Origin of the sequence: Nitrincola salilacus (assembly GCF_046271865.1) — a bacterium.
GTDB classification, from domain to species: Bacteria; Pseudomonadota; Gammaproteobacteria; order Pseudomonadales; family Balneatricaceae; genus Nitrincola; species Nitrincola salilacus.
In genome coordinates this window covers 2,246,747-2,260,005 of record NZ_CP176580.1, presented here as the reverse complement: position 1 = coordinate 2,260,005, position 13,259 = coordinate 2,246,747, and the positions used below count along the sequence as shown (strand labels likewise).

General features: G+C 51.1%; 15 protein-coding genes. 7 read left to right on the top strand and 8 right to left on the bottom strand.

From position 1 onward, the window contains the following. Positions 1–4: 4 nt before the first annotated feature. From ACK3CJ_RS10755 to ACK3CJ_RS10745, 3 genes are all read right to left on the bottom strand, one after another. On the bottom strand, positions 5–838 hold the full coding sequence (locus ACK3CJ_RS10755; RefSeq protein ID WP_409526582.1) for a carbohydrate ABC transporter permease: 834 nt from the start codon (positions 836–838) through the stop codon (positions 5–7). A gap of 15 nt (positions 839–853) precedes the next feature. Next, positions 854–1,696 carry a carbohydrate ABC transporter permease gene (locus ACK3CJ_RS10750; RefSeq protein ID WP_409526581.1) on the bottom strand — a complete coding sequence of 281 codons (843 nt, stop codon included), beginning with the start codon at positions 1,694–1,696 and terminating at the stop codon, positions 854–856. 166 nt (positions 1,697–1,862) lie between these two features. After that, positions 1,863–3,179 (bottom strand): ABC transporter substrate-binding protein, encoded by a 1,317-nt coding sequence (locus ACK3CJ_RS10745; RefSeq protein ID WP_409526401.1) that lies wholly within the window; start codon positions 3,177–3,179, stop codon positions 1,863–1,865. A 384-nt stretch (positions 3,180–3,563) separates the two neighbouring features. Here ACK3CJ_RS10745 and ACK3CJ_RS10740 point away from each other — a divergent pair, with 384 nt between their 5' ends. Continuing rightward, positions 3,564–4,223: a DsbA family oxidoreductase gene (locus ACK3CJ_RS10740; protein WP_409526400.1), complete on the top strand. Its 660-nt coding sequence runs from the start codon at positions 3,564–3,566 to the stop codon at positions 4,221–4,223. Here ACK3CJ_RS10740 and ACK3CJ_RS10735 read toward each other — a convergent pair. Genes ACK3CJ_RS10735 through dauA form a run of 3 tightly spaced genes read right to left on the bottom strand, consistent with a single transcriptional unit; the run spans position 4,197 to position 6,976 of the window. Then, positions 4,197–4,967 (bottom strand): spermidine synthase, encoded by a 771-nt coding sequence (locus ACK3CJ_RS10735; RefSeq protein ID WP_409526399.1) that lies wholly within the window; start codon positions 4,965–4,967, stop codon positions 4,197–4,199. The two genes, ACK3CJ_RS10740 and ACK3CJ_RS10735, sit on opposite strands and share 27 nt — an antisense overlap. A 51-nt stretch (positions 4,968–5,018) precedes the next feature. Further along, positions 5,019–5,249, bottom strand: a complete 231-nt coding sequence (locus ACK3CJ_RS10730) for a hypothetical protein (RefSeq protein ID WP_409526398.1) — start codon at positions 5,247–5,249, stop codon at positions 5,019–5,021. Next, positions 5,246–6,976 carry a C4-dicarboxylic acid transporter DauA gene (gene dauA, locus ACK3CJ_RS10725; protein ID WP_409526397.1) on the bottom strand — a complete coding sequence of 577 codons (1,731 nt, stop codon included), beginning with the start codon at positions 6,974–6,976 and terminating at the stop codon, positions 5,246–5,248. The genes ACK3CJ_RS10730 and dauA overlap by 4 nt, the downstream gene beginning before the upstream one ends. A 287-nt stretch (positions 6,977–7,263) precedes the next feature. On the opposite strand from dauA, the gene ACK3CJ_RS10720 reads away from it, so the two are divergent. The 4 genes from ACK3CJ_RS10720 (at position 7,264) to ACK3CJ_RS10705 (ending at position 9,162) form a co-directional block, all read left to right on the top strand. Next, on the top strand, positions 7,264–7,455 hold the full coding sequence (locus ACK3CJ_RS10720; RefSeq protein WP_409526396.1) for a CopG family transcriptional regulator: 192 nt from the start codon (positions 7,264–7,266) through the stop codon (positions 7,453–7,455). Between the two features lie 135 nt (positions 7,456–7,590). After that, positions 7,591–8,463: a GGDEF domain-containing protein gene (locus ACK3CJ_RS10715; protein ID WP_409526395.1), complete on the top strand. Its 873-nt coding sequence runs from the start codon at positions 7,591–7,593 to the stop codon at positions 8,461–8,463. A gap of 139 nt (positions 8,464–8,602) precedes the next feature. After that, positions 8,603–8,887, top strand: a complete 285-nt coding sequence (locus ACK3CJ_RS10710) for a type II toxin-antitoxin system RelB/DinJ family antitoxin (protein ID WP_409526394.1) — start codon at positions 8,603–8,605, stop codon at positions 8,885–8,887. Then, entirely contained in the window at positions 8,884–9,162 is a 279-nt protein-coding gene (locus ACK3CJ_RS10705) for a type II toxin-antitoxin system RelE/ParE family toxin (RefSeq protein ID WP_409526393.1), read from the top strand. The genes ACK3CJ_RS10710 and ACK3CJ_RS10705 overlap by 4 nt, the downstream gene beginning before the upstream one ends. Before the next feature lie 122 nt (positions 9,163–9,284). On the opposite strand, the gene ACK3CJ_RS10700 is transcribed toward ACK3CJ_RS10705, so the two are convergent. Then, positions 9,285–9,785, bottom strand: coding sequence for an Lrp/AsnC family transcriptional regulator (locus ACK3CJ_RS10700; RefSeq protein WP_409526392.1), 501 nt, complete (start codon positions 9,783–9,785; stop codon positions 9,285–9,287). Positions 9,786–9,863: 78 nt separating this feature from the next. On the opposite strand from ACK3CJ_RS10700, the gene ACK3CJ_RS10695 reads away from it, so the two are divergent. After that, the gene (locus ACK3CJ_RS10695) at positions 9,864–11,075 is read left to right on the top strand and encodes an MFS transporter (protein WP_409526391.1); all 1,212 of its coding nucleotides are present in this window, start codon (positions 9,864–9,866) and stop codon (positions 11,073–11,075) included. A 38-nt stretch (positions 11,076–11,113) separates the two neighbouring features. Here ACK3CJ_RS10695 and ACK3CJ_RS10690 read toward each other — a convergent pair whose 3' ends face one another. Continuing rightward, entirely contained in the window at positions 11,114–11,860 is a 747-nt protein-coding gene (locus ACK3CJ_RS10690; RefSeq protein WP_409526390.1) for an SDR family oxidoreductase, read from the bottom strand. 133 nt (positions 11,861–11,993) lie between these two features. Between ACK3CJ_RS10690 and ACK3CJ_RS10685 the strand changes: the two genes are divergently transcribed. Continuing rightward, on the top strand, positions 11,994–13,208 hold the full coding sequence (locus ACK3CJ_RS10685; RefSeq protein ID WP_409526389.1) for an RNA polymerase sigma factor: 1,215 nt from the start codon (positions 11,994–11,996) through the stop codon (positions 13,206–13,208). Positions 13,209–13,259: the final 51 nt, after the last annotated feature.

Sequence of the window (13,259 nt, the reverse complement as noted above, 5' to 3'; positions counted from 1 at the left end):
CTCGTTATTTCACTGCGCCAAAGGAGAGACCACGTACCAACTGCTTCTGGCTGAACCAGCCGAAGATCAGAATCGGTGCGCATGCCAGCGTGGAGACAGCCGACAATTTGGCCCAGAATAGCCCCTCGGGGCTTGAGTAAGATGCAACCAGTGCGGTCAAGGGAGCAGCAGATGATGCGGTCAGATTGAGCGACCAGAACGCCTCGTTCCAGCACAGAATCAATGACAGCAATACCGTAGATGCCATACCACCCTTGGAGATAGGGATAAGAACACGCAGGATTTCCTGCAAGGGAGTAGCCCCATCCAGCCGTGCAGCTTCCAGAATATCTTTCGGGATCTCCTTGAAGTAGGTGTACAGCATCCACACCATGATCGGCAGGTTAATCAGGGTATAGATGATGATCAGTCCGGTACGCGTATCCAGCAAACCGGTATCCTTGAAGATCAGATAGATCGGGACCAGCACGCCAACAGGTGGCAGCATCTTGGTCGAGAGCATCCACAGCAGTGTACCTTTGGTGCGTTTGGTCTCGAAGAACGCCATGGAATAGGCAGCCGGTACCGCCAGCAGCATGCCCGCCAGGGTGGCACCGAATGAGATGATCACTGAGTTTTTCGCGTAGTGGAAATAGTCACTGCGGCTGTCGACCAGCAGGTAGTTTTCCAGCGTCGGCGTAAAGAAAAGTTGTGGTGGTGACGAAAACGCCGCCAGCTCTGTTTTAAAACTGGTCAGGAACATCCACAGAATCGGGAAGAACACCACCAGCGCCACTATCCACGCCAGCGTGCCGAGCAGTACCGTGCGCAACTGACGGGTCTGTTTTAATGTAAGCATCATGATATCCCGCCCTCAGTATTTTTCAGTCAGGTTCTTGCCGATAATGCGGATCAACATGAAAGCCGCAATATTGGCGATGATGACTGCAATCAAGCCCCCGGCTGATGCCACACCGACATCGAACTCCAGTAGTGCCTGGGTATAGATCAAAAAGGCAAGGTTGGTGGTTTCATATCCTGGACCACCACCGGTGGTGGTGAATATCTCGGCAAAGATCGCCAGCAGGAAGATGGTCTGAATCATCACCACCACCGCGATCGGTCGCATCAGATGCGGTAAAGTGATATGCCTGAAGATCGCAATCGGACCTGCACCATCCAGACGTGCGGCATCCTTCTGTTCCTGATCCAGCGACTGCATCGCGGTCATCAGCATCAGTACCGCAAAAGGCACCCACTGCCATGACACGATCATGATGATCGCCCCCATGGGATACTGAGTGAACCAGTCAATCGGCTGCGCCCCGAAAAATCGCCAGATCGCAGCAAAAACTCCCGACACAGGATTTAGCAGCAGGTTTTTCCAGACCAGAGCAGACACGGTCGGCATGATAAAGAAAGGCGAGATCAGCATCACACGTACGATCCCCCTGCCCCAGAAAACATTATCAACCAGAACAGCGATCAGCACCCCCAGCACAACGCTGATCAGCAGTACCGAACCCACCAGCCAGAGCGTATTGGACATTCCCGCCGTGAAGCCAGGATCTGTCAGAAAGTAGTAGTAGTTCTCCAGCCCTACAAACCCCTCATCGGTCGGATACAGCAGGTTGTATCGCATCAGTGAGAAGTAGATCGTCATGGAGAGCGGTATGATCATCCATGCCAACAGCATAAGAACAGATGGAGAGACCATCACCAGACTGATTTTGCTTTTGCGCCGGTTCTGAACCGTAACAGACAGTTCATCACTGACTGCAGCGCTATCAGCAGCGGCAGGAAGACTGGAAGTACTCATAATCAAGACTCTTGTCATTTCTTATTGTGACCACCGGGAGCCAGCTCCCGGTGGGACGGACGGCTTACTTGTAGTAACCGGCCCGCGACATGGAACGATGGGTTGAGCTCTGAGCACTCTTGAGCGCGTCATCGACGCTCATTTGCCCAGCCAATGCACCTGAGAATACACGTCCGACCTGAGTACCAATCGCCTGGAACTCAGGGATCGCAGCAAACTGCACGCCGGTATACGGCTTGGGTTTCAGTGTGGAGTTGATTGCATCCGCCTTGCCCATCGATTCGAGGGTTTTCTCCGCAAACGAGGCAGCATTCATATAATCTTCATTGAAGTAGGTGGACGCACGCGTACCCGGCGGCATACTGGCAATGCCATAACGCTCGGCAACCAGTTCACTGTACTCTTTAGATGTAGCCCAGGTGATGAAGGTTTTGGCCTCATCTTTGGATTTTGAACTGGCCGGAACAGCGAGATTCCAGGCCCAGAGCCAGCCTGCGCCACGATCTGTCACCTGCATCGGTGCCAATGCAAACTTGACGGAATCCGCCACATCACTTTGCGAGGAATCCGTCACAAAGGAGCCGGCCACCGTTGCATCCACCCACATCGCACACTTGCCGGAGTTGAACAGCGCCAGATTCTCATTGAACCCGTTAGACGAAGCCCCTGGAGGTCCATAGTTACCCAGCAGATCGACATAAAAGCTGACGGCAGCTGTCCATTCGGGCCCTTCAAACTCGGGTTGCCAGTTTTCATCAAACCAGCGTGCACCAAATGTATTGGCAACGGTTGAGATCAAGGCAATATTCTCACCCCAACCTGCTTTGCCACGAAGGCAGATACCATACTGCTCCTGTTCAGGCTTATGCAGCGCAACGGCATACTCCCGCATCTGATCCCAGGTCGGGCGATCCGGCATTGACAGACCCGCCTCTTCGAACAGGTCGGAGCGGTAATAGGTCATTGAGCTTTCAGCATAGAAAGGCAGCGCATAGAGCGTATCGTCGTATGACAGACCTTCGCGCAGTGATTCGAAAATATCATTCAGATCATAAGAGGCGGGTAGATCGCCCATCTCCTCCAGCCAGTTCTGCTTACCCCAGATTGGCACTTCATAGCTGCCGATTGTCATGACATCAAACTGCCCACCGCCAGTTGCGATATCCGTTGTCAGACGTTGGCGCAGAACATTTTCTTCGAGTACTACCCACTGCAGCTTGATATCAGGATGCTGCTCTTCAAACACAGAAGTCAGCTCCTGCATGCGGATCATGTCACCATTGTTAACGGTACCGATCGTCAAGGTGGTTGTCGCAAATGCAGCAGAAGAAATAAGCGCAATGGCTGATGCCATAAGGGTTGGAACGAACAACTTTTTCATCAGGAGCCTCTCCGTTAACTGACATTATTGTCAGTAATTCTTATATTTGTTTTGTACACCTTCAGGAGGTTGAGTTCTCAATATCCTGAAGAGAGAGCCATCTCATTACACTCCTGACTGAGAATGGAAACAAATCCAAATTCCACCTCAAATCTATACTTTTTTGCACAATAGAAAACACCAGCTACTGTGGTATTACATGATAAATTACAATCAATATTTTGATTTATAAGATATTATTAAAAAACAAATACAATAATAACTTATAGCCCCTGTGAGAATGCGTAGAAGTCGAATCTTTTCTACTGGTAACAACGTATACACTGGTACACAATTGACTGATACAACCAACAGGCAGGTATACCCTGCCTCAGTGAGATTAAGATGAAAAATATACAGATAGACATCGTGTCTGATATTGCCTGCCCCTGGTGCGCAATCGGCTATGCCCGTCTTGAGCAAGCCATGAGCAGCCTGGCAGAAGAGCTCAGTTTCTCTATCGAGTGGCATGCATTTGAATTGAATCCAGACAAGTCATCAGCAGATGAGCCGATCCTGCAGGCATTGAGCAGAAAATATGGGCGCAGCGTGGAGGAGATGGAAGCCGCACAGAGCAACATGATGACAATCGCATCTGAGCTGGGCCTGAATTTCAGCAAATTGCAGGAGCGTTACACACGCAATACCTTTGATGCTCACCGCCTGGTTAAATGGGCCAGCGAGCAAGGTCTGCAGACCGAGATGAAAAAGTCACTGTTTGATGCCTATTTTGGCCATGCCGAGAATGTATCAGATATTGATGTGCTGGTTCGCTGTGCCGAATCGGCAGGGCTGGATGGCAATCAGGCAAGAGCTATTCTCTCCTCTGATCAGTTCACCGATATCGTCCGCGAGGATGAGGCAAGCTGGCAGCAGGCAGGAATCTCATCAGTACCAGCTTTCATCATCAACCAGACATATCTCATATCAGGTGCACAGGAACCGGACAGCTTTATTCAGGCGTTACGGCGGATCGCTTCAGAGCCTGATCAAGTTGCCCAATAAGTGCGCTAAACGCTGGTGCAGCTGTTCTTCGATGCTCTCAACTCTTTGAATATTTGACTCAATCTTTTCAGGGCCCGCCTTTGATGCAAAAATCACAACGTTTTCAGTTGTCGAGTTGATCATAACGGTAGGAAAGATGTTATCCAGCATTTCAAAAAAAGCGAATTGGTCAGTGGGAAGCTTGTGCAGATTGATCACCAAAAACCCTTGATCTGTCAGCACTCGCGCACACTCCCGTAAAAAGCTTTTTTGGATTTGTCCTGGAGCCATTCGATAGGCATCGTACATATCGGAGAAAATAATATCGCTGCTGTTACTGTGTGTTTTTGTGATTTGTTTAACCGCATCGTCGACACAAATATTGACCCGGTGATCCCTCGGCACTGAAAAATACTCATTGGCGACTTCTACAACGGTCTGTCTTAGTTCGATCACATGGAATGTGCATTCTGGCAACGCATAATGCAGGGTGCGTAGTAAACTGCCGCCGCCCAATCCCAAAAACGTTATATGGGCAGGGTCGATGAAGGCCACTGCGAGTGCCATAAATCGCGTATATTGATGGACGAGCTGATGCGGGTGGCAAATCTGCATGCAGCTTTGTTCAAACGGCGAATCAAAGTTCAAAATCCGCCGTTTACCGTCATCGATCACTAAAACACACCCGTAATCATCCTTGGAAAAATGAATAATTTTTCCACTCTGAAGAAAAGGCAATGCTGGATGTTCGTCAAATGGGCTCAATCGTACAGTCACTCGTCTGGCTGAAATAGCACTAATATCCTCAAGCAGAGGCTATAAAAAAACCGTAAACTCTTTTAGGCCGATGGAACGGATAAGATCAGCGAGCCTGTTCATCTCCTCAGTAGCGATCGGACGGTCATCATTGTCCGAGAGAACAAAATATTTATAGTGGGAGTCACGCAGCATCACGAACCATTGGTTACTATTGTCCGGGCTGACTCTGACTTGCGCATCTTGCCATCGACCCGTTTTACCCAATTCAATAGCCTCATTCAGTTTCATGTTTTTCCCAGGGTTAGAGCTTCGTTGATAGCATCATTCAGCGTCGGAAACGACGCTTTCAATGGGCTTAAGGAATCACCACGTGCCTTGGCAAGTGTTTTCAATGGCTGGAACTGCCAAGCTGAAAAGACCAGTTGTATCTGATGTTTTTGGCAATACGCCATCAACTTTTCAATGGCTGACAATCCACCCGCATCCAAATAAGAGCTATAACGCATGTGCAGAATAATACCGTCAAGGCCCTGTGCTTGCTGAGACAACTCACCGAATATACGATCTGCAGCGGCAAAAAAGAGTGCGCCACGAATTTTGAATATTTTCCAGTTGGTGGGCAGCGATTCCTGATGGTATTCATTGTTATCGGTTATCTCCACCACGCGAGTTATGGCAGCCAGATCCTTCATAAACAACAGGGAAGCCAACAGTACACCTGCCGTGATAGCAATCACCATGTCGAAAAATACCGTTAGGGACAGACAAACCAGAAAGACCAAGATATCGCTAACCGGGGATTTTTTTACCAGCTTGAGAGATTTATGGGCCTCACTCATATTCCAGGCTACAACCATTAAAAGAGCCGCCATCGCGGGCATCGGTACGTAAGCAAGCAACCGAGCAAGTAACATGAGCCCGAGTAATACGACGACAGCATGGGTAAAAGCAGCGATAGGAGAAATTGCACCTGCTTTCAGATTGGTAGCTGATCGTGCGATAGCAGCCGTGGCTGTGATACCACCAAAAAACGGTGTGATGACATTGGCCATCCCCTGAGCCAGCAGTTCGCTGTTAGCGCTGTGGCGCTTACCAGACATGCCATCCAGCACTACCGCACAAAGGAGCGATTCAATGGCACCGAGCATCGCGATTGCAAAAGCCGCAGGCAATAAATCAAACACCAGGGCTAGAGACAGCTCCAGTGGTTGACCACCCGCACCTGTGCGAAGCCAAGGCCATTCAAACGAAGGCAGATACGGAGGAATACCTGCCGCTTCAGATCCATCAGGCAACAGATAGTGAAAACGTGAGCCGATTGTATCAACCTCGATACCCATGCCCCCAAAAATCATCCCCAGCAGACAGGCGAGGATCAGTGCCGGCAGATGAGGCGGTACCGGTGTTCGCAGGCGCGGCCACAGTAACATTACCACCAGTGTGAAGCCGGCAATCAAGGTACTGCCCATATCAAGTTGGTGTAGATGGGTGGTAATAGCAATGATTTTTCCGATGAAGTGCTCAGGTAAATCATTCATCACCAACCCGGTGAAATCGGGTATCTGTAACACAGCGATCACAATCGCTATGCCCCCGGTAAAGCCCAAAGTAACGGATTCGGGAATGTATTCAATAAATCGCCCTAAGCGAGCGTAGGCCATGGCAATGAGTATGATGCCAGACATCACAGAGGCCAGTAGCAGCCCCGCCAAGCCGTACTTGATGGTAAGTGGATACAGAATCACCACAAATGCAGCTGTCGGCCCAGAAACGCTGTAACGACTACCGCCGGTCAAGGCAATAATGGCCCCTGCAATAATGGCTGTATACAGCCCGTATTGAGGAGGAACACCGCTGGCAATAGCAAGCGCCATAGCCAGCGGAATGGCGATCACGCCCACGGTAGCACCTGCAATCAGATCTTTCAGGAGGGATTTTCGGTCATACCCTTCCTTCAGTACCTCACGGAGGGCATAACCCACTCGTAAGGAAAACAGGTGTTTTCTGTGAGACATCAGAGTGCTCCCGGAAAAATAATCATCAATTGCACGCCTGATTTCATGCTTGATACATGAGCATTATATGTTAATGTTATTAACATTCAATGATTCTTGAATTTTAATTAAATTCACCAAGTTGAAACAGAGGGCTCCCAATGAATAAACCCCAATTGAGTGAGCTGCAGTCTGAGCAGGTGCGTAACAATGACTGCCTGCAGAATCCTTGGGATTGAGGGTGCTGTCAGGTACAATTCCATGTTAATCAGATTAACATCCTCATTCAGCCAACTAAGAGCGAAACCATGGAAAAGCGCACTGCCCGGCTAACAGTTCTGGTCGACCCCCAAAAGAAAGCAGCATTTGAAAAACTGTGTGAGCTGGAAGACGTGACGCCGTCACAAAAAATTCGCCAGTTCATGCGTGACTACATTGAGCAAGCCTTAGGAGCCGACGACAAAGAGCAGATTTTTAATGGCGAGAACGATAACAATTAGCCTGATTGGGTTGCCCAATAAGTACGTATTACGCGATGTGAAACAGCCCTGCCGACACATCAATGGTCAGGCTTGATTGACATAACTCACCACCTGGCCTAAAAGTTAATGACATGTCTCAGATAGCAGAGTGCTATGCCTAACAACCTGTCACACCCCTTGTTGACTCTTTTACTGGACAGCCTTCCGGATGGTTTGCTTGTGATTGGCGAAGATCGCAAGGTGCTCTATCTCAACCAGCGATTCCGTGAAATGTGGCACGTCCCCAACGACTTCCCGGTCCGCGATGATCGAGCGTTAATCACCTTGGTACTGAGTCAGCTAAAAGACCCGGATCACTTCATCGAAGTGGTAGAGCGCGCCTATCAGACAGAAAAACACTTTATCGATGAGCTCGAGTTTATTGATGGGCGGGTCTTTTCACGGCGCTCCGCATCTCTCAACAGCGACATACACGGAAGAGCAAGAATCTGGATATTTACCGATATCACTGCCTTGAAAGAAGCGGATATCGATGTATTAACCGATGTTTATAACCGTCGCTGCTTCGAGAACAATTACACCAACTGGGTAGCCAGCGCCAATGAACGCCACTGGAGTGCATTGGTGATGGTCGATATCGATCACTTCAAACCCTACAACGACAACTACGGACACCTGGCAGGTGATGAAGCCCTGAGAAAAGTGTCTGCCGTGTTGAAAGAGCAGGTCAAACGCTATGACGATCAGGTATACCGATACGGCGGTGAGGAGTTTGTCCTGCTTCTCAGCGGCCATGATCGCACAGCACTGCTCAAGCATGTAGAAGAGATCCGCCTGAAAGTGTTGGCGCTGGGTATCCCACACGAGGAAAACCCACCTTATGCCATGCTCACACTATCGATCGGCTGTATCTTTTTTCAGCAGCCTCATGATCCCTTCGCCCTGTTTCACGAAGTCGACAAACAACTCTATAAAGCGAAGGAACAGGGGCGTAACTGTCTGATGGAATCCACGCTGCTGCCTTAAACCGACACATCATGTCTGAACTGGTAACACCTTCCTTGACTCAAAAGCTGCATGGGCGCAAGTAGCAGAATTGACTGAGCAGTTTGTTAGCTGTCATATATAGTGCTAACATTTGTACACACAGAATAAGGAGCTCATTATGGACTCTAGAATACAGTTTCGTGTCGATGACGAAACAAAACGTCTAGCTCAACAAATGGCTGAAAGCCAAGGGCGCACTCTCAGCGATGCATGCCGTGAGCTCACTGAACAATTGGCAGAACAACAGCGCAAAGCAATATCTCACAATGCTTGGCTTACCCAACAGGTTAACCAAGCATTTGAGAAGCTTGACGCGGGTGAGGCTTCATTTGTCGACCATGAAACAAGCAAAGCAAGAATGGCTGAACGAAAAGCGAAAATTCGTAATCGAGCTCATCAATGATCTTATGGGAAGAAAAATCGCTGGAGGATCGTGAAAAAATCTTCGAGTACCTGTATGAATTCAACCCTGTCGCAGCAGAGAAAACCGACAATATTATTGAAGCTAAAGTAGAGAGTTTACTGGAGCAACCACTTATGGGGGTTCAACGGGAGGGCCTTCGAGGAAGGCTGCTGATTATCCCTGAGATTTCAATGATTGTATCCTATTGGGTTGATGGTTCAGTCATCCGCATCATGCGTGTACTCCATCAGAAGCAAAAATTTCCAACTGGTTGATCCTAATCGCATGGAAACTCAGCATTCGACAACTACCGAATCACCTACCAGGTTGTCTTCCAAATCACCACCCTTCCCACCACGCTGGGTCGACATCCGTTTGACCGCCGTCCTTTCTTGTTTCACACCATCACCTCTGGTTTCGGGCCGCGTTCGAGGTAGGAGTCGAGTACCACGTAACTTTTGGTACTCCGTACACCCTCGATTTGGTAAATACGGTCGAGCAGGCCTTCGAGATCTTTTGTGTCGCGGGTGCGCACTTTTAAGACCACGCAAGTATCTCCGGTGACGGTGTGAACCTCTTCCACATCGGCCAGGGCTATGAGGTCATCCAGCGCCCCGATCATCATGCGTCCAACGGTTTCGACATGAATGAAGGCCAATAGCGGGCAGCCTATCAGCTTCCCGTTGAGTTTGGCGACCGTGGCAGTAATGACACCATTTCGCTTGAGGCGTTTAACCCGCTCGTGCACGGCGGGGGCGGTAAGGTGTATCCGCTTGCCCAGTTCGGCATAGGTCTGGGTAGCATCCTCAGCCAGCAACCTTAATATTTTTCGGTCAGTTTCATCGAGTGGTACTGGGGTGAGCAGGTTTTTCTGAACTGTATTCGTATTTTTGGGCATCGGGTGTTTCTCTGGCCGAATCAATTTATATAAAGTATATACTGATAATAGACATATAAAAAAAGGCAATACAATAATATGACTAAAAAATATTCAGTAATAACTGAAGTCCGGCTGTTAACACTGGCCATCATGATTATCGGAAGTAACTCATTCCTCCTCAGCCCGGTGCTGACCAATGTGGCCCATTCGCTGGATACTGAACCGGTGACGGTGGCGCGTGCAATTTCCGCTTTTGGCGGGGCAACTGCGGTGTCAGCATTTCTATTTGCGTTCAGTCCAATAGCGGGTCGGTTGGACACCAGGTCGGTCTTGTCGCTGGGAGGCGTTGTGATGGCGTTGGCTCTGGTGGGGTGTGCCTTGAGCCCTAACTGGTGGGTGCTGGCGCTGTGCCAGGGGCTCATAGGGCTCATGGTTGGAGTAATGCTACCCACCATTTATACAGCGGCAACAGCCAGCGCGCCCGCCGGGCAGAGTGCGGCACGGCTTGGCAAAGTCATTCGGGGCTGGGGGATTGCGCTGGTACTGGGGGTGCCATTCTCCGCCTTTGTATCCGATCTGGCAGGATGGCGGGCTGCCTACTGGATTCTGGCCGGGTGTGCGGCACTAACCGTGCCGGGGTTCCTGCGGCTGCCGAGGCGTGTGGCAGCCGGAAATGGGCCAAGTGGCATGATACCGTTGACGGTTCTGCGCCTACCGGGTGTCATGCCGATACTGGCGATCTGTGGAGTCTACATGATCGGGTTTTACGGGCTTTATCCCTATTTGGGCGACCATTTACACCATGCATTCGGTGCCAGCGCCAGCGAAGCGGGACTGGTGGTGCTGGCCTACGGAGCCGGGTTCGGGTTGGCGAGTTTTGTGATGGCCGCGGTGGAGCGCAGCGGTCTACAACGGGCCTTTCCGCTGACACTGGCCGGTCTGGCCGTGATCTATTGCGGGGTCGGGCCGCTGACCGACACCATGGCCACTGCGCTCCCGGTAGCCTTCGTGTGGGGGATCATCAATCATATCGGGGTCAACCTGATCATCCTGAGTTTGTCGCGGCACGGTGAAGACACACGTGCCACGCTGATGGGACTGCATACCACGATAACCTATGCCTCGATCTTTGCGGGGCCCCTGATGATGGGCGCACTCTATGAGGCGAACGGGTTTACCGCCGCAGCGCTTTTGTCGGCCCTGTTACTGGCTACGGGGGCGGTGCTGGCGTTCCGGTTCAAGGCTTACTGGCAGCCTGATCAACAACCCGTCAAGGGCACGTATGCTGACCGCATTGATGAGCGGTAAGGCACTGACGGCAACCGGACTGGCACTTGAGGCAGAGCTCACCGCCCACCCGCCAGATCAATAAACGTACCGGTGGCATAAGAGGCCTCATCCGATAGCAGCCACAGAATTGCAGTCGCCACCTCCTCCGGCTGGCCGCCTCGTTTCATGGGAACGGCACTCTTTACCCTGTCCACCCGACCTGGTTCGCCGCCTGCTGCATGGATATCGGTATAGATAAATCCCGGACGCACGGCATTAACTCGAATCCCCTCTTCTGCAACCTCCTTTGAAAGCCCGATAGTCAACGCATCCACTGCCCCTTTCGACGCCGCATAATCGACATACTCACCGGGTGAGCCCAGACGTGCAGCAACAGACGACACGTTCACGATCGCGCCACCCTGCCCACCATGACGGGTCGACATCCGCTTGATCGCTTCGCGGGAGCAGATAAAACTGCCGGTGATGTTGGCCGTGAAGATACGTGTCAGGCGCGCTGCATCCATCTGATCAACCCGCATCTGCGTTTCCAGTATGCCGGCATTATTCACCAGCGCCGTAACAGGCCCCAGCGCCTGATCCACAGTATCAAACAGTCTGATAATGTCTGCCTCCTTTGCTACATCTGCAGCCACAGCGATCGCCTTGCCACCAGCACTCTCTATCTCTTTCACCAGCGCCTGCGCAGCCGCCTCATTACTGATGTAATTGATACACACCGCATAGCCGCGCTTTGCAGCCAGCCGCGCTGTTGCTGCGCCAATCCCACGACTGCCCCCGGTAATGATGATGACCTGATCCACGATATTCGCTCCTGTTCTCCAGAACACATTGTCCAGAACAATTTGCCCAGAGCACCTTAAAGAGTGTCTGTCAGTTTTTGCATCTATCCAGACTACGCTATAACCTGAAAACGTCAAACTCAGGGAGTGTGTAATGACCATAGAGACTCAATTGGAGCAACTGTATCAGACCCATTCACGCCGGGTGCTGGCAACGCTGATCCGACTGCTGGGCGACTTTGATCTGGCTGAAGAAGCGATGCATGAAGCGTTTATCGCTGCCCTGCAACAGTGGTCAGATCAGGGTGTGCCAGAGAATCCAACCGCCTGGTTGATCACGGCAGGACGCCACAAGGGGATTGATCAGATACGCCGTCGTCAGACCCTGCGCCAACATCAGCAGCAGCTACTGGATGAAGATGAGCTGCCAGAAACATCATTCAATGACGAATCGATTGAGGATGACCAACTCCGGCTGATCTTCACCTGCTGCCATCCCAGCCTTGCCACCGAGGCACAACTGGCTCTGACGCTGCGCGAGATGTGTGGTCTCACCACTGAACAGGTCGCTCATGGCTTATTACAGAAACCCACAACACTGGCACAACGGATCGTCCGCGCCAAACGCAAGATCCGCGACGCCGCCATCCCCTACGAAGTCCCCGACAGCAAGGCCTTGCCGCAACGGTTGCAGAGCGTTCTACAGGTGATCTACCTGGTGTTTAACGAAGGATACTCCAGCAGCTTTGGAGAGTCTGTTGTGAATCATAATCTGGCTGAGGAAGCGATCCGTCTCGGCCGAATACTCTGCGAACTACTGCCCGATACTGAGGTACTGGGCCTGTTGGCGCTGATGCTGCTGCAGGATTCACGCAAAGCGGCTCGGCAGACAGCAGAGGGCGACCTGATTACACTGGACGAGCAGGATCGCGCCCTCTGGGATCAACAGCAGATTCTGGAAGGTCTAGCCTGGCTGGATCAAGCCATGACTCAGCCACCTGTAGGCCCCTATACATTACAAGCTGCCATCGCCGCACTGCATGCACAAAGCAAGCATAGTGAAGGGACGGACTGGGCACAGATTACAGGACTGTACGACCTGTTACTTCGCATCAATCCCTCCCCAGTAATTGAGCTTAATCGTACAGTGGCACTGGCGATGCGTGACGGGCCTGAGGCTGGCTTGCAAGCCCTGCAACCACTGGAAGACACCCTGCAGAACTATTACCTGCTGCATGCCGCAAAAGCAGATTTTTATCGACGCCTGAATCGCGTATCGGACGCCAGAGCTGCCTATCAGGCTGCACTGAATCTGACACAGCAACTACCTGAAAAACGTTATCTGCAAAGACGCTTGGAGTCACTGTGACTTTTTTTATCAAGCTTGAAAGCGCCAAATTAGTTTGCTAGAATTTTGAGC

Excerpts from the sequence above, each read along its gene's own strand:
- ACK3CJ_RS10755 (WP_409526582.1), bottom strand. The coding sequence starts at position 838 with ATGCTTACATTAAAACAGACCCGTCAGTTGCGCACGGTACTGCTCGGC.
- ACK3CJ_RS10750 (WP_409526581.1), bottom strand. The coding sequence starts at position 1,696 with ATGGTCTCTCCATCTGTTCTTATGCTGTTGGCATGGATGATCATACCG.
- ACK3CJ_RS10745 (WP_409526401.1), bottom strand. The coding sequence starts at position 3,179 with ATGAAAAAGTTGTTCGTTCCAACCCTTATGGCATCAGCCATTGCGCTT.
- ACK3CJ_RS10740 (WP_409526400.1), top strand. The coding sequence starts at position 3,564 with ATGAAAAATATACAGATAGACATCGTGTCTGATATTGCCTGCCCCTGG.
- ACK3CJ_RS10730 (WP_409526398.1), bottom strand. The coding sequence starts at position 5,249 with ATGAAACTGAATGAGGCTATTGAATTGGGTAAAACGGGTCGATGGCAA.
- dauA (WP_409526397.1), bottom strand. The coding sequence starts at position 6,976 with ATGTCTCACAGAAAACACCTGTTTTCCTTACGAGTGGGTTATGCCCTC.
- ACK3CJ_RS10720 (WP_409526396.1), top strand. The coding sequence starts at position 7,264 with ATGGAAAAGCGCACTGCCCGGCTAACAGTTCTGGTCGACCCCCAAAAG.
- ACK3CJ_RS10715 (WP_409526395.1), top strand. The coding sequence starts at position 7,591 with ATGCCTAACAACCTGTCACACCCCTTGTTGACTCTTTTACTGGACAGC.
- ACK3CJ_RS10710 (WP_409526394.1), top strand. The coding sequence starts at position 8,603 with ATGGACTCTAGAATACAGTTTCGTGTCGATGACGAAACAAAACGTCTA.
- ACK3CJ_RS10705 (WP_409526393.1), top strand. The coding sequence starts at position 8,884 with ATGATCTTATGGGAAGAAAAATCGCTGGAGGATCGTGAAAAAATCTTC.
- ACK3CJ_RS10700 (WP_409526392.1), bottom strand. The coding sequence starts at position 9,785 with ATGCCCAAAAATACGAATACAGTTCAGAAAAACCTGCTCACCCCAGTA.
- ACK3CJ_RS10695 (WP_409526391.1), top strand. The coding sequence starts at position 9,864 with ATGACTAAAAAATATTCAGTAATAACTGAAGTCCGGCTGTTAACACTG.
- ACK3CJ_RS10685 (WP_409526389.1), top strand. The coding sequence starts at position 11,994 with ATGACCATAGAGACTCAATTGGAGCAACTGTATCAGACCCATTCACGC.